Source organism: Leadbetterella byssophila DSM 17132 (genome assembly GCF_000166395.1).
GTDB lineage: Bacteria > Bacteroidota > Bacteroidia > Cytophagales > Spirosomataceae > Leadbetterella > Leadbetterella byssophila.
In genome coordinates this window covers 304,135-326,873 of sequence record NC_014655.1, presented here as the reverse complement: position 1 = coordinate 326,873, position 22,739 = coordinate 304,135, and the positions used below count along the sequence as shown (strand labels likewise).

Genomic DNA, 22,739 nt, shown 5'->3' with positions numbered 1-22,739 from the left:
AATGAAGACTTTAAAGCTCATTTATTTGAGCAGTTTACACGTAGCCTTGGCTACTGGTGTGTGTGCGGCTGCTTTTTTTAAATTGAATCACGGGGTGATTGATCCTATCTCCCTCCTGCAAATCATGTTAGGCTGTTGGATGGTGTATATCCTTGATCGGATCCTAGATGTGAAAAGAGAACATCCGGATACTGACCGTCATCAATTCCATCAGGAATTCCAATATAACCTGCAAATCTTGGCTGTGGCTCTAGCTGCAATCAATGGTTTTTTATTGTTTTTTCAATCCAAAGAAGTACTGATCCTGGGAGCCTGCTTAGGGCTGACTACGCTTTTTTACCTTTTTTATTTGGTTCCAAATTTTCCCAAATTAAAAGACTATGCCATGCCCTTGATCTATGTAGGTGCCGTAGTGGGTGTTCCCTTTGTAGAAGCCCCTTCCATCCAACTAAGCTCATGGGTTTTAGGCTTTCTATTCTTTATGCTGGTGTACCAAAATCTGGCTACGTTTGCCTACTTTGAAGAAAGATCTGCAAGCAGAAGAAAAAGAGTCACTTTCTTAGGAAGTGTTTCCCTGTTCTTATTCATTTTCCTTTTTGCAGGGGGATTTGAATACCAAAACAAGCTAGCCTTCATCCTGGCTATCATCTCCATCACTAATTCCTTTGTGATAGCCAAAGCAGATTACTTTGAAAAAAGTTATCGCTGGATACTTGACGGACTTTTGTTTCTACCCTTAATTCTGCTTTTTTGACCCTTTGCGGTAGAGGAAATACAAGATACCTGCAAATCCGAACATCAAAAAGAAATAGCTATCTGCAAAGGAATTCTTTTTGTAAATAAATTGATCTACGAACATGGCTAATAGGCCAAAACTACAGAACAGCAAGACGGCGTCAAATAGAGTTATTTTCTTCATAAATCCCGATTCTTTCAAACTTTTCAAAAACCTTTTCCGTATGTGGAGCATCTTCAAGTTCATGGGTCAAATCTTGTCCTGCCCAATGTTCATAGTGCTTCCCACCTCTCCATAATCTGGAGGAACTTACATCATAAACCTGCCCCTTGTAGGCTATCCAAATCTCGGGCTTATCTACTCCGTTTCTTAAACTTAACTGCCTCTTGGTGATGGTATTTTCCATAAGTTTTTAAGGTCAATCCTCTTAAATATCAAAAGGCTATTTTATATTCGCAAACAAATACCCCTTAGAAATAATGAGTACAAAAGTATTACAATTTTGCTTAATCCTCCTTCTTGTTAATGTAGCTTGTAAAGATTCTGCTCCGAGTATAGAGGAGAAGATCCAAAAAGTGTATACTGCGGTAAGTGTTACCCAGGACGGATTAACGGTGTATACTCAAGGAGGCCCTTCAAATTTGGTCCCCCAATATTCCACCTTTAAACTGGACTTAAGCGTACCAGGCAAAGCAGTTTTAAAAGATATCACTGCTGAAACCTTTACAGGAAACTATACGGTAACTGACCAAGTACTAACGCTCACTCAATTAAACCCGGAGCCTACAGGAACGGGAGGAACCATGTCTTATTCTATCACTTCCATTTCAGAAGACGGAAAATCCCTGGTTCTCACCACTACCAAGGGACAACCCAAAACTGGCCATACCATCAATGTGTATACTCTAAAATCAAATTAATGAACGATCTCATTGAAATACTAAAAACCAGATTCCACAAATATCCTGAAAGACACCCTGAATTTACTTGGGAACAAGTGGAAGAGAAATTAAGTCCGAAGGTCCTTCAAATTCTAGAAGTCTTAGAAGAGTCAGAAGGAGAACCGGACATAGTAGGACCCGAACTGCAATTCATAGATTGCAGTCCAGAGTCTCCCAAAGGTAGACGTAGCCTGTGCTACGACCAAGAGGCTTTAGAAAAGCGAAAAGAGCACAAACCTAATGGAAGCGCCGTCAAATGGGCCACTGATCTTGGAGTTAGATTATTGACAGAAGAGGAATATATCCATTTACAATCCCGAGTGGCCGTAGACCAAAAAACCTCCTCTTGGTTACAGACGCCAAAAGAGGTTAGGGATAAGGGTGGAGCTATCTTTGGCGACAAGAGATACGGTAGAGTTTTCATCTATCATAATGGGGCTGATTCTTACTACGCAGCCCGAGCATTCCGTTGTGTATTAAAGCTTTGAGGCATTCGCCTACTCATTTCAATATTTCATCGTAAGACTTAGGGAAATTAGTTGCAGGTAAATATATTTACTTAAATAACCTATTTTCTATGCGAAGAATATTTACTGTATGTTTAGTTCTTCTTTTCTCCTTGACTGTTCAAGCACAGTTGACCGTAGAAAAGATCATGGAGGATCCAGCAAAGTGGATCGGAACTTCCCCTTCAAACATCTTCTGGTCAGAAGATTCTAAAACCATCTATTTCAATTGGAATCCAGAACAAAACAGAGCGGATTCTTTGTACAAAATCACCCTCACTAACCGCACACCGCAAAAGGTAAGCAGGGCGGAGAAGGAAAGTTTAGGCCTATCCGGATTCGGAAGATCTGCGGCCTACTCTAAAGATTTCAGAAAAAAATTATACCTGAAAAATGGAAACATCTTTATACAGGACACAGGTACCTTGGCAGAGAGACAACTAACGAATACCCTAGACAGAAAAGGTAGCCTTTCTTTCAGTAAAGATGAAAAACATGTCATCTTCACTATGGGAAATGATATTTATACCATAGCATTAGCAGATGGCACCCTTCAACAGTGGACTAATTTCTCCATGGAGAACAGAAGACCGGAAGCCAAAGCAGGAGAAGCAGATAAGGTATTAGAAAAGGACCAATTAGATCTTTTCCAATTCCTTAGGGAAGCAAAAGAAGACAAAGAAGCACGTGAAAAATACGAGAAAGGCGCTCCGAAAACTGGCCCTAAAAAGATCAGTTTAGGAGGAAAAATGCTCCAAGGCGCTTTAGCTAGTCCAGATTTAAAATACGTATTCTACCGCCTTGCAGAGCCGGCAAGAGATGCAAAAAGAACCATAGTTCCTAACTACGTTACGGCATCCGGATATACTGAGGATATTCCTGCCAGAACGAAAGTGGGCCAGCCTACAGGCTCTACTGAAGCTTTTGTATATCATATCGCAAAGGACACCGTTTTCAAGATTAACTTGAAAGATATTCCGGGCATCGAAGATGAGCCACAGTACCTTGCAGACTACCCGGATCGTCCGAAAAGCAAGAACAAAGTGAGAAGCGTTAGCTTCCAAAACCCGGTATGGTCTCCAGATGCCACCTATGCAGTTATAGCTATTCGTTCTAACGACAATAAGGATCGTTGGATCATGAAATTAGACGGTGAAACCGGTAAATTAAGCCCGATTGATCGCCAACATGACGAGGCCTGGATAGCAGGACCAGGGATCGGTGGTGGTTTCGGAGGAAGTGGTATTGGCTTCATCGATGAACATACCTTGTATTTCCAATCTGAAGAAACCGGTTACTCTCATGTATATACGTATGACATGAGAACGGGTACTAAGAAGGCCCTTACTAGTGGAAACTTTGAAGTTCAGACTTTAGAACTATCTAAAGACAAGCAGTGGTTCTACATGACCACAAACGAAGTTCATCCGGGCGAGAAACACTTCTACAAAATGTCTGTAAATGGTGGAGAAAGAATCAAACTAACATCCATGACGGGAGGAAATGAAGTAACTCTATCTCCTGATGAAAAGATGATAGCCATTCGCTATTCTAACGCCAATACGCCTTGGGAACTGTATTTGCAACCCGCCACTCCGGGAGCTGTAGCTGAAAAGATCACTTCATCTACCACCGCAGCATTTAATGCTTACGCATGGAAAATGCCTCAAGTGATCTCCTTTACCGCTAGGGACGGTAAGGAAATCTATGCCAGAGTTTACGAACCTACTAAGAAGAAGAAAAACGGAAAAGCAGTCATCTTTGTGCACGGTGCAGGTTACTTACAAAATGCCCACAAATGGTGGAGCCAATACTTCAGAGAATACATGTTCCATAATCTCTTGACAGACCTGGGATATACGGTAATGGATATCGACTTCAGAGCCAGCTCTGGCTACGGAAGAGATGTACGTACAGGCATTTATAGACACATGGGCGGTAAAGATCTTACGGACAATGTAGACGGAGCAAAACTTTTGGTTGAAAAATACGGCATTAACCCTAAGAAAATAGGTATTTATGGAGGTTCATACGGTGGGTTCATCACCTTGATGGCCATGTTCACTACTCCGGATGTATTTGCTGCAGGAGCTGCACTTCGTCCGGTGACGGATTGGGCAGCCTACAACCAAGGCTATACGGCCAATATCTTAAACGAACCTCATCTAGACCCTATAGCGTACAGAAGAAGTTCTCCTATCTTCTTTGCGGAAGGACTAAAAGGCAAGTTGCTAATCTGCCATGGACAGGTAGACGTGAACGTTCACATACAGGACACGTATAGATTAGCCCAAAGGCTCATAGAACTTAGAAAAGAGAACTGGGAGGTGGCTTCCTACCCGGTAGAGGACCACGGATTTGTTCAACCTACCTCCTGGATGGACGAATACAAGAGGATCCTGAAACTATTTGAAAGCATGTAAGCCAAAGCCCCCGAAAACATCGGGGGCTTTTATTTTCAATGAGTTAGATGTATATTGAGCACAAAAAAACTTCGCTCATGAAAAGGTTCCAATCTATTGACAGCCTCAGAGGCTTAGTGATGGTCATCATGGCCTTAGATCACGTAAGGGATTTCTTTCATACTACAGCCCTCACAGCGAATCCCACTGACCTTAACACCACCACTCCTGCCTTGTTTTGGACCCGGGTCATTACACATCTTTGTGCCCCCACCTTTTTGTTCCTTTCAGGTGTATCTGTTTATCTCAATAAAACAGAGAACAAGAGGCAATATTTACTCACCCGTGGAGCCTTACTGATACTATTTGATTTTACGCTAATTGCCTTTGGACTGTTTTGGAGCTTCCAGAGTTTATTGTTCAATGTGCTGGCGGCCATAGGCACAGGATTCATACTTCTAGCGTTTTTATATAGAGTTCCAAAGAAGGTTTTGCTGATTATCGGCATCCTTTTGGTGGTTGGCAATGCATTTCTACCCATCCCCGGACTAACAGCTCCCACGGCCTTTCTATTGAGCAAATCCATCCTTTTTATAGTGGGATATCCTCCCCTACCCTGGTTCGGCATCATGTTAATAGGTTATGCCATAGCACCTCAATTCTTAGAAAAAAAGACCTGGATTTGGGGTATCATAGGTTTATTCCTCTTCTTCCTATTACGATTCTGGGAAATCAAAGATTTTGATCTCCTAAATCTATTCAATGTCAACAAATACCCTCCGGCACTGAGCTTTACCTTATTGACATTAAGTGTAATGGCCCTTTTGTTTTCTTATTTCCAAAGGAGACCTAGCCACTTTCTAAATGTATTTGGAAGGGTACCTCTCTTCTATTTTATAGTACATTGGTACGTGATGCATATTTTACTTTTTGCTTATCTGCTGATAGAAGGATTTACACCATCACAATTTGAGTTTGGCCAAAATCTGGGAAGGCCCGGTTCATGGTCGGGAGTGGAATTACCTGGGGTTTATTTAGCTTGGATATTGACGGTATTGATCATGTACCCCTTGTGTCAATTGTACTACAAAAAAGGCAGAATCAAGTATATATAGATCACTTTTTGAAGATGAAATAAACGGCCAAAACCAGGAAAACAAAGGCTACCAAGTGGTTCCATCTCAGGGTCTCCGTTTTAAAGGCAAAAACGGCAAAACCCGTAAACACTAACAAGGTAAGCACTTCTTGAATAACTTTGAGTTGCCAAAGGGTAAAGGGACCTCCATTTCCAGTATAACCTATCTTATTTGCAGGAACCTGAGCCATGTACTCTAAAAGTGCTATACCCCAACTGAACAGGATCACTTTAAAAAGTCCCATATTAGAAAACCAGGAATACTCTTTAAGTCGTAAATGCCCGTACCAGGCAATGGTCATAAACACATTGGATACCAACAATAAGCCTATGGTCAAAAATGCTTTCATACATCTGTTGCAAAAAATACACGAGATACCTTCTTCAGCCGTAAAGTTAGTAGAAAATAAAGTGCAAATGTTAGAAGTGAAAAAAGGCGACTTGCTGATCAAGTCAGGATCCAGGAATAACTTTGTATATCTCATCGCTGAAGGCTTAGTGCGAGGGTATGACGCTAATGATGTCACCTTTTGGTTTGGCGAAACCGGCGATGTGGTACTTAGCCTAAAAACGTACACAGAAGATCTCTCAGGGCACGAAAGTATGGAAGCGCTAGAGAAAACTTTGGTCTATAAAATCAGTATCAAAGATTTGAAAGAATTGTATCAGACTAACCTATACTGGGCGAATTGGGGACGTGTTATGGCAGAAAAGGAACTGGTCAAGGCAGAAAAAAGATTATTGTCTCGTCAGTTCTTAAGTGCGGGGGAAAGATATGCGGAATTGATGGAGCAGCACCCCAACTTACTACAGAGAGTACCATTGGGAATGATTGCCTCCTATCTAGGCATCACCCAAGTTAGCCTCAGTAGAATCCGAGCAGAATACCGCTAGTTAGAATTTATCCTATGTTAAAAGAAATTAAAGAGAATCTGTAGAACTTTGCCACATGAATTGGATCATCTTAATCATAGCGGGACTCTTTGAAGTCGGATTTACCTTTTGTCTATCAAAGGCAAAAGAAGCAATAGGAAATGAATCCTATCTCTGGTATGGAGGATTTGGAATTTGTTTAATCATCAGTATGGGCTTACTGATGAAAGCCACTCAGTCCCTTCCCATAGGTACGGCCTATGCTGTTTGGACGGGAATAGGAGCAGTAGGAACTGTCTTAATGGGGATCCTATTTTTTAAGGAGCCGGCTACCTTTATGCGCATGTTCTTCATCAGTACCTTGATAGCTTCTATCATAGGACTTAAGCTAAGCCACTAGGCTCGTGAATAATCATAAAAATCACACGATGCAATAACACACCTTACCACCTACTAAATAATTGAAAATTAGCATCATCAAGCTGTTTTGCCGTTTAACCGGCAGAATGATACGTTTGTCGAAAAATACCACCATTCATAGAATTGAGTTTGTTTTCCCATTTGCAGCTCCGGTAACTTTGCAAAGTGAAAAAGCTAAAAATGAACCACTTAAGACTAGGAATAGTCCTCATGGCCATGCTATGGGGCTGCTCTAAAGATCTTCGAATCTTAGACGAAGAAGACCTTCCCTTCGACAGCATCTCTCCCGTAAAAAATGAACCGGGCTTCGGAGAGACGGATGGTGAACATCAGGGAACTCCTTTTACTCTGCCTGCAGGTGTGCGCTTGGTGGACCGCCCTCACCACCGTTTCGATCCTGATATTGAAAAACTGTACGGAAAGATTAATACTTTCTACGTAGATATACATTTGGTTAGGGACAGCACGTGGAAGGGCGAAAGCGTAGTCTTCCCTCCAGGTCTCATCTTAACTAGTCAGGGAGAAGGCAGGAGACAACATGGTTTACTCATAGGTAGAGAATTGATTCCAGTGCCGTATTACCGGCAAGGAACTTCTAATGACACCTTGACATATTACCTAGGCGTAGCCTGCATCAATGCAAAAAAAGCCTTTCCCTGGGAAGATAATTTTGAGGATGATGTGAAAGAATACGTCATAGGTAAAGGCATGTACAAGCCTACCGTCATTACTCAGAATCCGCAGATCCTTCAATTCTTATCCTTATTCGAGGACAAAGAACATTTGAAGGTTACCCAACATATCAATCCATGGGATCAATTCAATGAAGGATACGTAAGACCGTCCTGGCAGATCAAATATGACGTCATACAAGAGATGCTATGGAAGATTACGGATGAAAAAGGATTAACTAAGAGAGACTTATCAGAATTACTTATAGCCATAGAAAGATAACCCCTAAAACGAACAGTTCCATACTTCTTTGATCCACACTTTGGAAATTTCTATTTCCCTTGTATAAAAGGTATTCACGTCAAGTCAAATGTAAGAAGAAAAGCTGCTTTCCTTTGAAGGCAGCTCTTTTGCATTAAAGGCTTATTGTCTAATAGCCAAGACTCTTTGATAGAAAGTTTGCACTTCCAACTTATCCTCCGCCTGTTCAATAGCCCTCAATAAATGATGAGAATTTGATCCAATTTCTTCCAAAACCGTACTCATTATCTCCCAAATAGGCTTTAATTCTTTTATGAATTGTTTCCCATTTTCCGAGAGAAAGTTCAGTCGCTTTCTCTCGTCTGAGATGTCCTTTTTGGAACTAACATATCCCTTTTCTTGCAATTCCTTAAGCAATACAATGGTGGATGGATGCGAATATCCTATCTCTTCTGCTAACTCTGATATGGACAGCTCTCCTTTTCTATCCAGGCTCAATACCACGGGAAACCACTTGGGGTCAAAATTCCGGCCAAATGCTTTATAGATCAAAGCCCCATCCCTTCTTATACGCTCACTTAGTCTTTGCAGACGCGTAGAGAGGGCTAGAAATCCAACTTCCTCTATAGCACTACCCAATTTTAATCCATAAAAAACATCATCTGAACTCATCAAGGGAAAATCACTGGGAAGTTCTTCCTTCTGAAGTCTCCTGAAGTGATTTCTCTCATAAAACCTTTGGGCTGCCTTTAGGACAGACACTGTTCCCAGATATAAGTTGCTTATACCTTCCGCCCTACAGAACTGAATTAATCTTTCTAGAAGCTTCTGGGCTATGCCCCATTCTTTTCCTCTAAATTCTTTCTTTACAAACATCTTTCTAATGGCTCCTGAAGAAGAAGAGAACTTAATCAATGCTATGGTTCCCACCAGGTCTCCATTCAAAAATGCGCCCAAAAAACAACCTCCACCCCTAAGATAAAAGGTCTCAATATCACTTAGATCCGGTTGATCATCTACGGTGATAGGAATACCAAATTCCTTTTGTTGGATAGATAAGATCATATCCGTAATACTTGCCGAGTGAGTAGAATCTAAGGTTTTAAAATCAAGCTTTTTCATGATTATTCATTTTATGTAGTTAACTACATAATTACTTTATATATCTAAACTAAGCAATGAATATTTAGTTAATGGTCATCCTTCAGTATATCTTTTACAGAAATACATACCCTTTTCACTTTTAGGTGTACGGATTGAGAATTTATATATCTATTTTAGAAGTCAATAGTTAGAGAAATGGAAGACATATTACATTTTAAGTCCATTAAGGAGTACAATGATTTCAATAACAATGAAACTTTACATCCTTTGATCTCTGTAGTACATCTGGATAAAGCAGCACCCAGGAAACTGCGGAAACTGAGGTATGGGTTTTATACCATTTTTTTAAAAAAGGTACATTGTGGAGACTTAAGGTATGGGCTAAGCCATTATGACTACGAAGAAGGAACACTCATCTTCTTAGCTCCCCATCAGATCATTGGAGAGAACAAAGAAGAATTCTACCAACCGCAAGGACTCGCCCTCATTTTTCATCCTGACTTCCTGCTGGGTACAGATTTGGGACGAAAAATATCAGATTACCATTTCTTTTCCTATGCAGTAAACGAGGCCTTGCATTTATCTACGCAAGAGAGAGCCATTATTCTGGACTGCATAAACAAAATTGAATACGAACTTCAGCATGCTATAGATAAACATAGTAAAAATCTAATTATATCTAATCTCGAGCTATTCCTGAACTACTGCACGCGCTTCTATGATCGGCAGTTCATCACCAGAGATCATGTAAATAGAGGAGTACTACAGCGTTTCGAGGTCCTGCTTAACGCCTACTTTAACTCTGCTAAAACCCAAAGTTTAGGCCTGCCTACCGTAGCTTGGTGTGCTGATCAATTCCATCTTTCGCCAAACTATTTTGGGGACTTGATCAAAAAAGAAACGGGAATTTCTGCTCAGGAATATATCCAGAATAAAATAATACAGCTGGCCAAAGAAAAAATCTTTGATCCTCAGAAAACCATTAGCCAAATCGCGTACGAACTCGGGTTTAGATATCCTCAGCATTTTTCTAGGCTATTTAAACAAAAGACAGGTGTTACACCGAAAGGGTTCAAAGTTTTGAATTAATTGCTGATTTTGACAAGTTAAGTCTGTTTTCATCGACAAAAACCTACCTTTATCTTCAAAAACAAAAAAATTGTTGTCGGAGAACTAATTTTAGGAGTACAAACTCTTTTTTCTATTGAAATACCCTTTACTTCAACAAACGTTTTATTGGCTTTTGTCCTTTATCCTGCTGACCATCATCTATGGGACAGCATACGGTAGCTATGTCCTTGGTGCTGAGGTCATACTTTTACACCTTCCAATACATATGGGGTATTTCTATCTGATCACTCAGTGGGTTCTGCCTCAATTCTTTTTCAAAGAAAAATATATCCAAACCTTTTTGGTCATACTATTATTGATCCCCACTATAGCCATACTGTATAGATTAACGGAAATATTTATTTCCAATCCGCTGGTATATAAATATTATCACGATCATGGAAATCCTATTGAATGGTCGTCTTTACAGTTGCCTTGGCATCAGCAATTAACTCAACCCACTGACTTTGCCAATGCTTTGGAACGCACCAATACCGTAGTCTGGATCTGTGTTACCATCCGCCTATTCATCTTGTGGCAAGAGAGGAAGCAGTCCATATTACAAGCCGAGTTAAACTTCCTAAAGGGCCAATTACATCCTCATTTCTTATTCAATTCCTTAAACAATCTTTATGCCTTGTCTTTGGAACAATCGCCTCAAACTCCAGATATAATCCTTGGTCTATCCCATATGCTTAGATATGTATTGTATGACTGTACTGCTGAAAAGGTTCCTCTAAAGAAGGATGTAGAGGCATTGATAAATTATATTGAGCTTGAAAAGTTAAGGTATGAAGACCGTTTGGAACTGAATGTAAACATAAACCCTAAAATAGGAGAAGAGGAGATAGCTCCCCTACTTATGTTACCTTTGGTAGAAAATGCCTTTAAACATGGAGCTGCAGAAGCCACAGACACTCCTTGGATCAATATAGAGCTACACTTGAATAACAAGGAACTAACCTTCAAGGTGAGCAATAGCAAGCCGGATCAAGTTCATCCAACTAATCACAAGGGGGAAATAGGCTTACTAAACTTAAGAAAAAGGCTAGTCTTATTGTATCCAGGTCAACATACCTTTGAATATTATGACGAAAGTGATTGTTTTATAGCCGAACTTACGGTTCAACTGGAAAAGCCATGACCAAGATCCGGACTTTAATAGTAGATGATGAACCTCATGCCATGGAGATCATTCGAAGGTATGCTACTCATATACCGGAGATTGAGATCATAGGCACCTGCAATAATGCCATAGAAGCCTTTCAAACCATACAATATCAAGCCATTGACCTTCTTTTTCTAGACATAAAGATGCCAAAGTTATTAGGCACGGACCTAGTAAGAAGTTTAAAATCGCCACCCATGATCATCTTTACCACTGCTTACCAAGAGTACGCAGTGGAGGGCTTTGATCTAAATGCTATAGATTATCTTTTGAAACCTATACCTTTAAAGCGGTTTCTACAGGCCATCGATAAAGTCATGCATTTTTTGCATGGAGAAAAAGCTACAGAGTTAGCACAAGAAGAAATCCAGCACACTCAGGATCATTTTCTATACCTGAGGGTTGAAAGACGTTTAATCAAGGTCAATACCCGGGACATCCTTTGGATAGAAAGCATTAAAGATTATATAATGGTGGTGACCAAAGAAAAAACCTACCAAACTAAGCAGAAGATCAGTGTAACGGAAAAGCTCCTTCCCCAGGGAGAATTCATGCGAATTCACCGTTCCTATATCGTCCCCTTGAATCGAGTAGAAGGGTATCATCCGAATCACCTGTTAGTTGATGGCAATAAAATACCCATTGGCAGAAACTATAAGCAGGCTTGTGCTGAAAAATTTGATCCAAAGGGGACTTACTGAAAAAGCAAGTTGGTCCACATCATTTATTCCAAACTCGAATAGAGCTCCATTATTATTACAAGTTCATTTGTCAGCGAAAATTATCATTTGCCGATAAAAACAGGCATACATCGCCAGTGTTTGTTTGGTTAATAAAACCTCCCCAAAATTGTGTCAAAATTTTGAAAATAAGCTATTAACCAATTTAAAGACAAATGAAAAAGCTATTATTTAATCTACCCCTGCTTCTATATATGGGGTTCAAAAAACATGTACCAAACCTTCTAAACACTTATAGGATAGCAGATCCCTGCTCTAATCCATCACAACCCTATATACTGACTCCTTCGGTGAAAATTACCTGTAGAGGCCTAGCCTAAAAATGAATCCAGCAGCTATATAATCTATGAAACCCGTTCTGTGAATACCAGTAGGCCAATCCTTTGGTTTATCAAACTATTAATCCAATCCCAAATGAATGAATACAGAGCATATCAAGGAGGGTATTTCAAGACCCTTCTTCAACCCAGCGGTGCTGGCAGCAAATTAGCCATGATTGAGTTCACCTTACCCAAAGGTTCTGAACCACCAAAACATGTACACACTTTAGAAGATGAGGCTTTCTACGTATTAGAGGGTGAACTGGGCGTAGAAATCGGAGAATCCTATCAGGTACTTAAAGCAGGTGAGGCCTTATTTGCCCCTCGCTTGGTACCACACTCATTCAGAATTCTAACGGACCAAGCTAAGTTTATCAACATCATTGCACCCGGAGATCTATGGAACTACTTCATAGAAGTCAGTAAACCTATTCCTAACCAACTAAAAGAAGTGGCGGCCATCCGTCCTTCTGTAGAAACAATAAATGCTCAGTTAGAAAGAATATCTACTACTTACCAAGTCAAATTTCTGTTAACCAATCCATAAAATAAAATGAAAACAAAGTTGTTTACGGCATTACTTGCCGCTGTTGTATTAAGCTCATGCTCAAGTAAAGAAAGTATTGGAACCTTTGAATATAAAGCTGATGAAGAGGCCTCCGCCATAGAATGGAAAGGCAGTGCTCCGGACCATTTTCACGAAGGTGCCTTCAAAGTATCAGCAACCATACAGACTAATTCAGATGGAAAAATCACAGCAGGCGAATTTAAAATACCTATTGCCAGCATTACCAATTATGACATTCCGGATGAAACGGTTAAAGAACAACTCCTTAACCACCTTCTTAGCCCTGATTTTTTCAATGTAGCGCTTCATCCAAACGCTCATTTTAAGATTACAGGGGTAGAAGAATATCAAAGTGCAGAAACGAATGTAAACTATTTGATTATTGGAGATTTCAGCTTACTTGGGCAAACGCATACCATCAAGATTCCTGCATTTATCAAGGTGGAAAATAACCAGATATCTGCAGTAGGATCCTTTATACTTGATCGTCACAAATGGGAAATGAACAGTTACAATGACCCTGCTGCCCCACTTTATATTTTACCGGAAGTAGATATAAAACTTAATCTCAAATTCAAGAAATCCAATTAATCAGTTAAGCCGAAAAGGAAGGTCCGGCACATGCACGGATCTTCACTTTTTTAACGAAGTAAAATAGTATGAAAGCCTTAAGATGGAAATTCATTATAGTAGCACTTAGTATAGGTGCTGCAGCCTGTGATCCGGAGTCCAATAGCGAACCTATCCCCGATGCAGAAAAGGATAACTACATACCCAGAGTCAATACTAAATACCATTACTCCGTCATAGAGGACGGGGTAAATATAGGTACAGCGGAAAAAAGGGTCATATCAAGCAGAGACTCTTCCGGTATCAAACTGTACAATTTACGTACAGACCTCCAATTTGCTGAAGGTGGCATGACCCTATACAATGAAATATATGACGCGAATGCGAGAACCTACACGCAGGTAAACATGCCGGATGCCTGGTACTTAATCATAGAAGAATTGCGAAAAAATCCGGATATTATAATTGATGAAGCAAGAGTTACAGGTTTCCCCTACTTTATGGTGATGGATAACGCACTTGTAGAAGGGAGCAATTTAACTTGGGAAATACCGGAAGATCCTGGTCAAATCATTAAGTATAGAAGAAAAGATGCAGAACATCTAGTCTTTCAAATGAAGCAGACCTTACTGCATCAACCTACAAAAGCTGCTGCCGTTGAATCCGTGACGGTTCCTGCCGGCACATTTGTTTGCACGAAGTATATATATGAAATAGCGCAAGATCAGACCCTTAGTTTAAATGGGGAACCTGTAGTTACTATCACGGGAACAGAAACGGTTACCATATGGATGGCTCATGGAATTGGACTTGTAAAACAGGAGAACACAACCATCTTTAATCAGAAGATCACTCGTTCCAGCATCATTCTTAACAAGATCGCACCAACTTCATAAATAGGTAAAACTCAAGGTAAAACCCCTAAATACCACTGCCATGAAAACTAACTTTTTTAAATCTTTAATCAAATCACTAGAATGTATAAATATATCATATTTCTGATGGTATGGTTGGCTAGTTGCAAAGACACTTCAGAAGTAAATTCTGCTGTAAACTGGGGGGAGCAACCGGAGCTACCGGAGGTGAGCGGCCAAGCTACCTTCAATTTGTCAGGGAGCCAATACTATGTCAATGTCATGGGAAACACCATCCCAAGGATGCCTAACTTCCCTGCCTTATCTGTGAAAGGTGGAATAGCCAGAGGCTATGTAGCAGATCTAAGAGGAAACCCTCTAAAGGGAGCTCACATAGGAGTTTCATCTTCCCTTACAGGTGGATTTTATTCCAGTGGAAGTGGGTATACAGATGAAAACGGATATTATCAGTTTTCTATTCCAGCAGGAGCAGCCTACTTCTTTGGCACAGCTATCACAGTGAATTATAATGATACTCCCACAGTTATGGCGCTCTATCCGGTGGGCGGCACCAGTTCCTTTCCATCCGGAAATGGTGTGGTAAAAAATTTCGTTTTACTTTCATACGGAACGGGAAATCCAGATGAGTTAGCTGCACAGCCAAGCAATGAAAGTAACTACTATGGTGGAGCTTTGTCTTTTGGTTTCCAACTAAACTACCCGGGAGATCCCTTTCAAGATCCGGAATACCTACCTAGTGACGGCACCATCGAAATAGAACTTGTACCTATAGAACCGGGAATGTATGGGGAAAAAAGATCCTTTAAGATCAGGAAGAAAATAGGTAATACTACCCTATTCAGCATTCACAACATCCCTATCGGTAAATACAGTATCAAAGCGCAGATGAGTGACGGAAGAAAATTAAAAATGAGGGCAGTGGGTCCATTGGCCAATGTTTTCGAGAAACTAGGATTAAGTCCGGATGAAGCCATAGGGACTTCTACCGTAACATTCACTCCAAATTACAAGTACACACCGGTAATGGTGAGTTCCTTTAAGAGCAATTGGGACGCATTAGAAATCGACTTAAGAATAGCACAATGAAATATTTTTTAGGCATAACAATAGCATTACTCTTCGTGTCATGCAAAGATCCGGACATTGAAGACAGTCCGAAAGAACCGCTAAAAACCTCCCATGGAGAATTCATAGGAACCTTACTCCAGGCCATGATAGGCCCTGAAGGAGGACTTATGAAATCACCTGGGATTACTGTCTCCATTCCTAAAAGCGCAGTAGAGAAAGAAACCCAATTCATGATCCAAGAGGTGGCACCTAACCCCAATCTGAGTATAGTAAAAGTGTATAGAATACTACCTGAGGACATCGTTCTGAAGAAAGAGGTAGAGATTACTTTATCTTATACCGAAGAAGACTATGCAGGAAGTGACGAAGACTTCCTTTTCCCTGGTTACCAAGATGCAGAAGGACTTTGGCATAAAATGATGAACTGTACCTTGGACAAAGGAAAGAAAGAGTTAAAAGTAAAAACTAAACACTTTAGCGACTGGGGTATCTTTAGAGAAATAAGAATACACTCTCCTAAGGATGAAATAGGCTCTAAAGAAGAAGTAGAATTGGAACTCTTTGCACAGGATATGTACGCTGAAACGGCTGATGCAGATGATTATCTACTCACTGCCAGTGCCATATCATCAGACAAAATAATGGAATGGAAAGTGATATCTGGCGGTGGCACCATCAGTGGTGGCAAGAGTTCAAAGGTGAGATTCACAGCACCAGAAACGGATAGTAAAATCGAAGTAATTATAGAAGTAACTGCAAAAAATCTAATCAGCAAATCTCACCCAGACAGGCCTGGAAGTGGAGGGATGGTGATCATCAGAAAAACACTAACCATTTTACCGGAAGAATACGTTATATGGACTATTGGAGGCAAAAAATTTACATCAAAATTCCACGCATTAGGAGTATTTAATGGAGAATCTATCTTAACAGCCACAGCAGTGGAGAGTGAAATAGGTTTTCGAGCTAACGGCACCAAGCTGGGCAAATACAGTTTCGGAAAATTGACAGATCCTCAGTCCTCGCAATTTACAGGCTCATTCAACCTGGTCTCTTACCTAAGTGAATACACAGAATGCAATACTTTCAAAAAAGTGTACGGAGAAGGCTCCGTTGTATTTGAAATATTTGGAGAAAGCGGCGGAGGTATTGTGCAAGGAACCTTTGAAGGAGTCCTATATAAACTAGGAGATTGCGATGTATCCAATAAACACATTTATGGAACCTTTAGAATAAAACGAACCTACTAAAATGAAATCCCCCCTTTCCCTTTTAGTCATTTTATGCATGGCTTGTAAGACACCTCAAAAATTAAAGAATGAGTTATACCAGGCAGAACTTGCCTTTTCCGCTTCCTCGGCTCAAAAAGGGTTCTACGCTGCCATGCTTGACGTGGCATCGGAAGAAATCGCCCTCTTTGATACAGGAGATACCGTGATTAACGGACTCCCCCATATTCATAAAAACATTCAAAAGTTCTTAGAAAGTCCTACTCCTCCCTACACTTTGACCTGGAAACCAGAAAAAGTTGATGTAGCCAGGTCAGGAGACTTAGGATATACTTACGGATGGTACACCTTGTCCCAAAATGACAGTCTTGGAAACATCAAAATAAAGAAGGGTTTATACAGTTCCATTTGGAAGAAGATCCAAAGGGAATGGAAATTGGTCCTAGATTAATTTTCCCAAGAGGATAGAAACAAGGAAAGCTTTTCGTCTAATTCAGGATCCACACCAGCTTTTCCCTTAATCCCCGAAATTAATAGCGTATTTTCCGGCGAAAAATGAGCTCCTAAGGTTTTCATTATTCTTTGCAATTCCTCATGACCTAGCACTCCGCTGGCAGAGGCCGTAATTATACCTATGGATTTGCCAGAAAAAATGGTAGTGGAGACACTCCATTCCAAAGCATTTTTCAATCCACTAGGTATACTAAATATATATTCAGGGGTACAAAATAAAACTTTATCAGCCTCTTCTACCTTTTTCCAAAATAAAACCACTGCATCAGGAATCTCCACTGGTTTAGGGTCAAAATGAGGCAGGGATTTCAAGCTTTCAAATTTTTCAAATTCAAAAAAAGAAGATCCAAGAGAGATCAATTGTTCAATAAGAAGTCCGTTCGAAGAGTGCTCTGAAGCGCTACCGTTTATTACCAATATTCTTTTCATAATAAAAGGAGTATCTCTCCTCCTTTAGTTCTTGATCAACTGATCTATTTCTGATTGCATTTCAGCAGATAATTCCACGGTCCGAACATTAAAATGATCCGCCTCAGGTAGTGTGATGACATGAATGTTTAAGCCTAGATTTTTTGTCTTTTCTTGAAAGGCTTGAGCCGACTTATGGAGCAAGAAGTTATCTTTCCCGCCAACAAATATCTTCACCGGTCCAGCCAACTTTTTAAGCTTCTCTATATTATTTAAAGTGTATAGAGCCAAATCATAGGGTTTCCAGGATTCAGCAACCTCTTTATTGATTTCTCCTGTTAAAACATCCATTAAATGAACAGGTCTCCCCTTTTCATCCGGCAATCCGAATTCAGCTTCAAAAGATTGCTGTTGACCACCATCTCCCTCAAATCTCTCCAATTGGATGGTTTTCTTCAAAGTTGATTTAAAAGTCCCCTCCACCGTCATAAATCCCCTTTCCTTTCCATTCTGATCATAGTAGTAATTTTGATCATGATAAATATCCACTCCTGTAAAATGGGTAAAATCAATAGGATCAGGGGAAGTTACCCATGTTCCTCCAAAACTCGTAGAGAAATGCAAAGCCAACCACAAAGCTCCGTATCCACCGCTACTTTGACCCGTTAAAAAGTGGAGCTTGGGGTCAGGATTTACTCGATACTGTTTCACTAAATACGGTATAAATTCTTGAACAAAAGCTGTACCCCAATCTCCGTTTACTCTGGAGTCAACAAAAGCATGTAAACCGTAAGGAGTCTGGGCTTCAGGATTCATAAATACGAAAATCTTTTCTTCCCCAAGGCCAACTCCATAAAGCTTCCTTATACTAGGATTAGTGGCCTGGAAATGAGTCCCACCCCAGCCGGGATGGACAAATACTACGGGATAGTTTCTATCAGTATCCCTATAAAAACTTGGTGGCAGATAGATACCAGCTAAAATGTAGGTATCCTTCTTCTTTTGTGTACTCAGGGAAGGAGACAAGAACTTAAGCAATTTTGTATGTTCATCCTCCCTAAAGACTTGGTCGGGAATGGCCGCATTAAGTTCCAAATCTACAGAGGAGTCTTGGCCCTTTTGAACTTTTAGTATGACTTCTTTTCGTGTATAAAGATTCCCTACGGAAAGTTTCCTATGTTCTGATGTATTGGTACGAAGAATAGCCACCATTCTATAATATCCATCTTTCAAATCCTTAAGACCTATGTTGAAAAATGGAACGTCTGGTGGTAGAGTGATAACTTTCCCTTGAGTCCATTCTGGAACCTGCATAGTAAAAGCCGCCTCATTTTCGAATGTATCATCACTGAAATGCTTAGAAGTATCACTCAGAGTATAAACCAGCAACTGACCGGAGTACGGACCCATTAGATTCGGCGCCAAGTGCACGTTTACTCTAACTTGTGCATGCAAGGCGTTTGGCAGGAAGAGAAGTAAAAAACAAAATTCTTTCATAGGACTTCTTCAAAAACTCATTGAATAAACCAGTTAAACCTATAGATGGTTTTACGAACAATACCTTCGCAGGAGTTCCTTTTTAAATCCATTTAATTGGGCGATAAGGTTTAGAAGTCCGAAGAGTGGAATCATGAGGGCTCCGGCCCCGGCTGGTCGAATATCACTAATTTTGGAAACTACTGCTAATGCAAGGAGGCTTTTGGGTAGTCCTTTCTTGTCGGTTTGCCCGTCGGCCGCAAGACCATAAAGTATGCGCAAAGCAAATTCAAATCCTTCGCATCCTGGAGATACCACAGTGGTAAAAACCACGGGTTCGGAAGATTCATTGGCAAAGGCATGCACTTGTCCGATTTCCACGGTATATTTTTCTCCGGGAAATAGATGAATGGTTGAGGAGCTTAATTTAAGGGTCAAGATACCTTCAACAACTACAAAGGTCTCTGTGAAGTTTTTATGGTAATGCATGGGAGTTCCGCCTCCTGGCATAAGACTTACTTGTAGGGTGGTGATTCTACCTTGGCTGGCGGCAGCGGTTTGCATAAAGGTAACTTGGTCTTTGATGACCGGATTGATAATTGTTTCTTTCATTGGGTAATACTTTTTCACTGGAATAAAAGTAGAATGCAAAGGAGGGAGAATCAAATTCGGTCGACATATAACTGCTATCATCGACAAAGAGCTTCAAAAGGAAAGCTGGACTAAAGAGAAGTGCCCATTCTAACCCATTATAGGGAAGTAAGAAATCCTATTTTACCTCCTCAAAATACCACATAGGTTACTCCAACCTACAGGAGGAAACAAAGTATCGCTGGATAAATTTGCAACGAAATGATTGGTATATACTCCTTTCCTTAGGAACACCCATCAGCTAATCGTTCATCGATGAATAAGGGTCTTCGTTGAACAATAAGACTGTTAGTAGAAAAGTTCATCCATATAGGTTGAAAAGCCTCTAAATTTGCAGCCATGTAACTATATTAATTTTAGCACTATCAGTACCACACAAAGACGTATAAGCCACGGATCTATTGGCGTTGCTAGTTATAGTATTAGCATACTTTCTACCGAACCCGCTGCTTTCAATCAATGCATAAAGGTTGAATCCTAGGCTTCGGAGAGTAAATTTTCCTTACTAAACCCCTTTCTATGATTCGTATAACTTTACCCAAGTAACTGGCTAAGCCTTCGATATCAACTTAACCTATTCAATTTTAGACCTATATAGGGAAATAGGAGTACAAGACACCAATTTTCACAAACCAATTAAAATTGCAGTATAGTAATCGATATGAAAAAAAGAAAACTGTGGCAAAAAGTATGTTCAGCAATACTAAGCGTGGGAGCGCTGCTATTTAGCCAGAGTACCGCACAAGCTCAGTCAAATTTACCTGGACTGTTGTTAAAAATAGGACTACATTTGGAGCAGGTGGCACTGCCAGGAGTTTCAGGGTTAAAATATGGCCTAAATCCCGGAATTCTCATTGGTGCAGAATACCAATACAAAAGTACTGGTAAGGTAACGCTATTTCATTCCCTAGAATATTCTGTCTCAGCTAATAAATCTTACGGCGCGAACAATGTATTCTCTACCTATTTCGGGCCGCGATTTGTAAATAAGGATAACCAAATTAGTTTAGGAGTGGGCGGAGGATTCAATCTCTTCCGACCAGCTAATCCCCTCTATCAAAACAAACAGACAGACTACGTCCGTAAAGCTACCCAGGGCAAGTGGTTAGCGGGCGCCACGGTTAAATATGGACATCAGTTCGGCAAGTATATACCTTACGCCAGTTATGGATGTTATGTGGATACTCCTTTCCTAAATTCTAGTTCCTCAATTCTGCCACACCAGTTTATTCAGGTGGGCCTAAAAATGGCTGGTTCATAAATTATGTTGAAAGTTATGAGAACGAAAATAGTAGCAAGAATTTTCTTTATAGCATTTCATACAGCGTCTTGTCAACAGGATGATATAACTGCTCCAACCTTAGCAACTTGTGCTTCGGAGTACACTCATCACCCTTTGCACGAACCCTACATGAAGCTCCTTGACATTTATCAAAAAGGCACCATAGCACCCGGCAGTATCCTTGCCATAAAACAAAACGGAAAAGAGCCCTGGATAGGAGCAACGGGATACAGCAACTTAGACCACATGACAAAAATGATGGTATGTACACCGTTCCGCACGGGCAGCGTGACGAAGATGTACACGGCGGCATTGATTCTGAAGCTCGTCGAAAATGGGCTTATTGACTTGGATGACAAAGTAACTACGCACTTGCCAGCGCTACAAGGTAAAATTCCACAAGTGGATGAAATCATCATACGCAACTTGTTAAATCATACTAGCGGCTTATCCCACCCAACAGACGACAATTTGGAATACCAATTGGGCTTGATCAATAACGCAGAGTATTTTGCTAGTCTCACTTCTAGGCAAAGGCTACAGCGCTACATCTATAATGAACCTCTTAAGTATACGCCCGGAAGCATGACCCAGTATAGCAATGCCGGATACTGGCTATTGGAATGGATCATAGAATCAGTCACAGGAAAGCGATTTGCAGAATGTCTGCAGGAGCATATACTTACACCTCTAGGCCTTAAAGAAACCTATATACACAGAAAGGAGAACCACAACGTAGCACGAGGATACAACAGTTCCGGGCCATACCTCCAAGATGTCACCCGTTGGGACGCAGCAGACAGTGACGGTGACCCCGCCGCCGGTATCATCAGTACCGCTGAGGAACTCTTGATCTTCGGAGAAGGGCTCTTTAGTGGCAAGCTACTAAATTCCGAAACCCTGAAGGCTATGACAGCTATTTTTGAAGACCCGCACTGCAAAGACTGTGGGTATGGTCTGGGATTGGAAAAGTGGAAACTTGGCTCATATACTGGATATGGCATGAATGGCAGTTCCCTAGGAGTAGACGCTAACCTCTTGTATTTTCCTGAACAGAAATGTACGCTCGTCCTCTTTTCAAATTACGGAGGAGGAAACAGCAAGGAAATTTTAGAGGCTGCACTCCACCTCTCAAAAGATAACTAATTAAAGGCCATATTCGTATCACCTAAAAAAAAGTCAGAACCTGTGTTAAGCATAACCTGGATAAACATCATGTTAGTCCACCTCGCCTTAATACAGTTTTTCGAATCAATCTACGTGCCTTATCATCCTTCATCAGTAGCAAGCTAGCAAACTAAAAAAGGAAAATACTCGTAAATTTTCTCTTTCCGTTTGACACCAACAATGGTCATGAAATCATTACAAAATGCATTGCCTAGCTTTCTCTTTTAAGGTAAAAGTGCCTGCACATCCATTAAGTCGTAAAACTGGAAAGTATCTGATCCATGGATCGTTATTGATTTACAAGCTAAAACCCTTCCTAATCTTTTCAAAAAACGCTACCTCCGGCTCAGATCCCTCCACCAAATACGAAGTTCAATAATTTGAGCTTCTTGGTCTACCTGCCGCCAAACACTAGATTTTCCCCTACATGTCAGATAAAACTCCCAATGTAAGCTATCCACTTTTCCTGGATCAAGTGAAATTCTTGGGGGGAGATGAATTTTGTAGTTTCTTTGCGAGAAAAAACTAGAAGAAATTGAGCGCG

At 40.6% G+C, this 22,739-nt stretch carries 26 protein-coding genes; 19 read left to right on the top strand and 7 right to left on the bottom strand.

All coding sequences use genetic code 11. The features are described 5' to 3' along the window. The first annotated feature begins 1 nt into the window (after position 1). The gene (locus tag LBYS_RS01530) at positions 2-754 is read left to right on the top strand and encodes a hypothetical protein (RefSeq protein ID WP_013407147.1); all 753 of its coding nucleotides are present in this window, start codon (positions 2-4) and stop codon (positions 752-754) included. On the opposite strand, the gene LBYS_RS01525 is transcribed toward LBYS_RS01530, so the two are convergent. Together LBYS_RS01525 and LBYS_RS01520 are read right to left on the bottom strand one after the other, a co-directional pair. Next, complete coding sequence (locus LBYS_RS01525; protein ID WP_013407146.1) at positions 737-919, bottom strand: hypothetical protein; 183 nt, start codon at positions 917-919, stop codon at positions 737-739. The two genes, LBYS_RS01530 and LBYS_RS01525, sit on opposite strands and share 18 nt — an antisense overlap. Then, positions 897-1,142: a cytochrome b5 domain-containing protein gene (locus tag LBYS_RS01520; protein WP_013407145.1), complete on the bottom strand. Its 246-nt coding sequence runs from the start codon at positions 1,140-1,142 to the stop codon at positions 897-899. The genes LBYS_RS01525 and LBYS_RS01520 overlap by 23 nt, the downstream gene beginning before the upstream one ends. 73 nt (positions 1,143-1,215) lie before the next feature. Here LBYS_RS01520 and LBYS_RS01515 point away from each other — a divergent pair, with 73 nt between their 5' ends. The 4 genes from LBYS_RS01515 (at position 1,216) to LBYS_RS01500 (ending at position 5,700) form a co-directional block, all read left to right on the top strand. Further along, positions 1,216-1,656, top strand: a complete 441-nt coding sequence (locus LBYS_RS01515; protein WP_013407144.1) for a hypothetical protein — start codon at positions 1,216-1,218, stop codon at positions 1,654-1,656. Beyond that, positions 1,656-2,165, top strand: a complete 510-nt coding sequence (locus LBYS_RS01510; RefSeq protein WP_013407143.1) for a DUF4256 domain-containing protein — start codon at positions 1,656-1,658, stop codon at positions 2,163-2,165. Before LBYS_RS01515 ends, LBYS_RS01510 begins: the two co-directional genes overlap by 1 nt. Positions 2,166-2,254: 89 nt before the next feature. Next, the gene (locus LBYS_RS01505; RefSeq protein WP_013407142.1) at positions 2,255-4,606 is read left to right on the top strand and encodes a prolyl oligopeptidase family serine peptidase; all 2,352 of its coding nucleotides are present in this window, start codon (positions 2,255-2,257) and stop codon (positions 4,604-4,606) included. 77 nt (positions 4,607-4,683) lie between these two features. Beyond that, positions 4,684-5,700 carry an acetyltransferase domain-containing protein gene (locus LBYS_RS01500; RefSeq protein WP_013407141.1) on the top strand — a complete coding sequence of 339 codons (1,017 nt, stop codon included), beginning with the start codon at positions 4,684-4,686 and terminating at the stop codon, positions 5,698-5,700. Position 5,701: 1 nt separating this feature from the next. On the opposite strand, the gene LBYS_RS01495 is transcribed toward LBYS_RS01500, so the two are convergent. Next, entirely contained in the window at positions 5,702-6,070 is a 369-nt protein-coding gene (locus tag LBYS_RS01495) for a DMT family protein (protein WP_013407140.1), read from the bottom strand. Positions 6,071-6,137: 67 nt separating this feature from the next. Between LBYS_RS01495 and LBYS_RS01490 the strand changes: the two genes are divergently transcribed. The 3 genes from LBYS_RS01490 to LBYS_RS01480 all read left to right on the top strand — a co-directional run bounded on the left by LBYS_RS01490 (position 6,138) and on the right by LBYS_RS01480 (position 7,967). Next, entirely contained in the window at positions 6,138-6,614 is a 477-nt protein-coding gene (locus tag LBYS_RS01490; RefSeq protein WP_187287911.1) for a Crp/Fnr family transcriptional regulator, read from the top strand. Between the two features lie 55 nt (positions 6,615-6,669). After that, positions 6,670-6,993 carry a DMT family transporter gene (locus tag LBYS_RS01485; protein ID WP_013407138.1) on the top strand — a complete coding sequence of 108 codons (324 nt, stop codon included), beginning with the start codon at positions 6,670-6,672 and terminating at the stop codon, positions 6,991-6,993. 200 nt (positions 6,994-7,193) lie between these two features. After that, positions 7,194-7,967, top strand: a complete 774-nt coding sequence (locus LBYS_RS01480; protein ID WP_013407137.1) for a hypothetical protein — start codon at positions 7,194-7,196, stop codon at positions 7,965-7,967. A 141-nt stretch (positions 7,968-8,108) separates the two neighbouring features. On the opposite strand, the gene LBYS_RS18535 is transcribed toward LBYS_RS01480, so the two are convergent. Beyond that, the gene (locus LBYS_RS18535; RefSeq protein ID WP_013407136.1) at positions 8,109-9,068 is read right to left on the bottom strand and encodes a GNAT family N-acetyltransferase; all 960 of its coding nucleotides are present in this window, start codon (positions 9,066-9,068) and stop codon (positions 8,109-8,111) included. A 177-nt stretch (positions 9,069-9,245) separates the two neighbouring features. Between LBYS_RS18535 and LBYS_RS01465 the strand changes: the two genes are divergently transcribed. The 9 genes from LBYS_RS01465 (at position 9,246) to LBYS_RS01425 (ending at position 17,149) form a co-directional block, all read left to right on the top strand. Then, complete coding sequence (locus LBYS_RS01465) at positions 9,246-10,139, top strand: helix-turn-helix domain-containing protein (RefSeq protein ID WP_013407135.1); 894 nt, start codon at positions 9,246-9,248, stop codon at positions 10,137-10,139. A gap of 115 nt (positions 10,140-10,254) precedes the next feature. Beyond that, a complete protein-coding gene (locus tag LBYS_RS01460; protein WP_148225738.1) occupies positions 10,255-11,304 on the top strand; it encodes a sensor histidine kinase in 1,050 nt (349 codons plus the stop codon). Then, entirely contained in the window at positions 11,301-12,029 is a 729-nt protein-coding gene (locus tag LBYS_RS01455) for a LytR/AlgR family response regulator transcription factor (protein ID WP_013407133.1), read from the top strand. Before LBYS_RS01460 ends, LBYS_RS01455 begins: the two co-directional genes overlap by 4 nt. A 453-nt stretch (positions 12,030-12,482) precedes the next feature. Then, on the top strand, positions 12,483-12,935 hold the full coding sequence (locus tag LBYS_RS18080) for a cupin domain-containing protein (RefSeq protein ID WP_013407132.1): 453 nt from the start codon (positions 12,483-12,485) through the stop codon (positions 12,933-12,935). Between the two features lie 6 nt (positions 12,936-12,941). After that, positions 12,942-13,547, top strand: a complete 606-nt coding sequence (locus tag LBYS_RS01445; protein WP_013407131.1) for a YceI family protein — start codon at positions 12,942-12,944, stop codon at positions 13,545-13,547. Positions 13,548-13,615: 68 nt separating this feature from the next. Further along, a complete protein-coding gene (locus tag LBYS_RS01440; protein ID WP_013407130.1) occupies positions 13,616-14,422 on the top strand; it encodes a TapB family protein in 807 nt (268 codons plus the stop codon). Between the two features lie 81 nt (positions 14,423-14,503). After that, on the top strand, positions 14,504-15,487 hold the full coding sequence (locus tag LBYS_RS01435; protein WP_013407129.1) for a carboxypeptidase-like regulatory domain-containing protein: 984 nt from the start codon (positions 14,504-14,506) through the stop codon (positions 15,485-15,487). Further along, positions 15,484-16,719, top strand: coding sequence for a hypothetical protein (locus tag LBYS_RS01430; RefSeq protein WP_013407128.1), 1,236 nt, complete (start codon positions 15,484-15,486; stop codon positions 16,717-16,719). The genes LBYS_RS01435 and LBYS_RS01430 overlap by 4 nt, the downstream gene beginning before the upstream one ends. Before the next feature lies 1 nt (position 16,720). Next, positions 16,721-17,149, top strand: a complete 429-nt coding sequence (locus LBYS_RS01425; protein ID WP_013407127.1) for a YybH family protein — start codon at positions 16,721-16,723, stop codon at positions 17,147-17,149. On the opposite strand, the gene LBYS_RS01420 is transcribed toward LBYS_RS01425, so the two are convergent. The 3 genes from LBYS_RS01420 to LBYS_RS01410 are packed head-to-tail and all read right to left on the bottom strand — an operon-like array spanning position 17,146 to position 19,707. After that, positions 17,146-17,640 carry an NADPH-dependent FMN reductase gene (locus LBYS_RS01420; RefSeq protein WP_013407126.1) on the bottom strand — a complete coding sequence of 165 codons (495 nt, stop codon included), beginning with the start codon at positions 17,638-17,640 and terminating at the stop codon, positions 17,146-17,148. The two genes, LBYS_RS01425 and LBYS_RS01420, sit on opposite strands and share 4 nt — an antisense overlap. A gap of 24 nt (positions 17,641-17,664) precedes the next feature. After that, complete coding sequence (locus tag LBYS_RS01415; protein ID WP_013407125.1) at positions 17,665-19,116, bottom strand: alpha/beta hydrolase; 1,452 nt, start codon at positions 19,114-19,116, stop codon at positions 17,665-17,667. Between the two features lie 51 nt (positions 19,117-19,167). Beyond that, positions 19,168-19,707, bottom strand: a complete 540-nt coding sequence (locus LBYS_RS01410; RefSeq protein ID WP_013407124.1) for a cupin domain-containing protein — start codon at positions 19,705-19,707, stop codon at positions 19,168-19,170. Positions 19,708-20,407: 700 nt separating this feature from the next. Here LBYS_RS01410 and LBYS_RS01405 point away from each other — a divergent pair. Both LBYS_RS01405 and LBYS_RS01400 read left to right on the top strand, forming a co-directional pair. Beyond that, positions 20,408-21,007: a hypothetical protein gene (locus tag LBYS_RS01405; RefSeq protein WP_013407122.1), complete on the top strand. Its 600-nt coding sequence runs from the start codon at positions 20,408-20,410 to the stop codon at positions 21,005-21,007. Positions 21,008-21,022: 15 nt separating this feature from the next. After that, on the top strand, positions 21,023-22,174 hold the full coding sequence (locus LBYS_RS01400) for a serine hydrolase domain-containing protein (RefSeq protein ID WP_013407121.1): 1,152 nt from the start codon (positions 21,023-21,025) through the stop codon (positions 22,172-22,174). The last annotated feature ends 565 nt before the right edge of the window (positions 22,175-22,739 follow it).

Excerpts from the sequence above, each read along its gene's own strand:
- LBYS_RS01400 (WP_013407121.1), top strand. The coding sequence starts at position 21,023 with ATGAGAACGAAAATAGTAGCAAGAATTTTCTTTATAGCATTTCATACA.
- LBYS_RS01465 (WP_013407135.1), top strand. The coding sequence starts at position 9,246 with ATGGAAGACATATTACATTTTAAGTCCATTAAGGAGTACAATGATTTC.
- LBYS_RS01520 (WP_013407145.1), bottom strand. The coding sequence starts at position 1,142 with ATGGAAAATACCATCACCAAGAGGCAGTTAAGTTTAAGAAACGGAGTA.
- LBYS_RS01480 (WP_013407137.1), top strand. The coding sequence starts at position 7,194 with ATGAACCACTTAAGACTAGGAATAGTCCTCATGGCCATGCTATGGGGC.
- LBYS_RS01405 (WP_013407122.1), top strand. The coding sequence starts at position 20,408 with ATGAAAAAAAGAAAACTGTGGCAAAAAGTATGTTCAGCAATACTAAGC.
- LBYS_RS01430 (WP_013407128.1), top strand. The coding sequence starts at position 15,484 with ATGAAATATTTTTTAGGCATAACAATAGCATTACTCTTCGTGTCATGC.
- LBYS_RS01505 (WP_013407142.1), top strand. The coding sequence starts at position 2,255 with ATGCGAAGAATATTTACTGTATGTTTAGTTCTTCTTTTCTCCTTGACT.
- LBYS_RS01420 (WP_013407126.1), bottom strand. The coding sequence starts at position 17,640 with ATGAAAAGAATATTGGTAATAAACGGTAGCGCTTCAGAGCACTCTTCG.
- LBYS_RS01445 (WP_013407131.1), top strand. The coding sequence starts at position 12,942 with ATGAAAACAAAGTTGTTTACGGCATTACTTGCCGCTGTTGTATTAAGC.
- LBYS_RS01530 (WP_013407147.1), top strand. The coding sequence starts at position 2 with ATGAAGACTTTAAAGCTCATTTATTTGAGCAGTTTACACGTAGCCTTG.
- LBYS_RS01500 (WP_013407141.1), top strand. The coding sequence starts at position 4,684 with ATGAAAAGGTTCCAATCTATTGACAGCCTCAGAGGCTTAGTGATGGTC.
- LBYS_RS01525 (WP_013407146.1), bottom strand. The coding sequence starts at position 919 with ATGAAGAAAATAACTCTATTTGACGCCGTCTTGCTGTTCTGTAGTTTT.
- LBYS_RS01515 (WP_013407144.1), top strand. The coding sequence starts at position 1,216 with ATGAGTACAAAAGTATTACAATTTTGCTTAATCCTCCTTCTTGTTAAT.
- LBYS_RS01435 (WP_013407129.1), top strand. The coding sequence starts at position 14,504 with ATGTATAAATATATCATATTTCTGATGGTATGGTTGGCTAGTTGCAAA.
- LBYS_RS01495 (WP_013407140.1), bottom strand. The coding sequence starts at position 6,070 with ATGAAAGCATTTTTGACCATAGGCTTATTGTTGGTATCCAATGTGTTT.
- LBYS_RS01490 (WP_187287911.1), top strand. The coding sequence starts at position 6,138 with ATGTTAGAAGTGAAAAAAGGCGACTTGCTGATCAAGTCAGGATCCAGG.
- LBYS_RS01510 (WP_013407143.1), top strand. The coding sequence starts at position 1,656 with ATGAACGATCTCATTGAAATACTAAAAACCAGATTCCACAAATATCCT.
- LBYS_RS01415 (WP_013407125.1), bottom strand. The coding sequence starts at position 19,116 with ATGAAAGAATTTTGTTTTTTACTTCTCTTCCTGCCAAACGCCTTGCAT.
- LBYS_RS01440 (WP_013407130.1), top strand. The coding sequence starts at position 13,616 with ATGAAAGCCTTAAGATGGAAATTCATTATAGTAGCACTTAGTATAGGT.
- LBYS_RS18535 (WP_013407136.1), bottom strand. The coding sequence starts at position 9,068 with ATGAAAAAGCTTGATTTTAAAACCTTAGATTCTACTCACTCGGCAAGT.
- LBYS_RS01455 (WP_013407133.1), top strand. The coding sequence starts at position 11,301 with ATGACCAAGATCCGGACTTTAATAGTAGATGATGAACCTCATGCCATG.
- LBYS_RS01485 (WP_013407138.1), top strand. The coding sequence starts at position 6,670 with ATGAATTGGATCATCTTAATCATAGCGGGACTCTTTGAAGTCGGATTT.
- LBYS_RS01425 (WP_013407127.1), top strand. The coding sequence starts at position 16,721 with ATGAAATCCCCCCTTTCCCTTTTAGTCATTTTATGCATGGCTTGTAAG.
- LBYS_RS18080 (WP_013407132.1), top strand. The coding sequence starts at position 12,483 with ATGAATGAATACAGAGCATATCAAGGAGGGTATTTCAAGACCCTTCTT.
- LBYS_RS01410 (WP_013407124.1), bottom strand. The coding sequence starts at position 19,707 with ATGAAAGAAACAATTATCAATCCGGTCATCAAAGACCAAGTTACCTTT.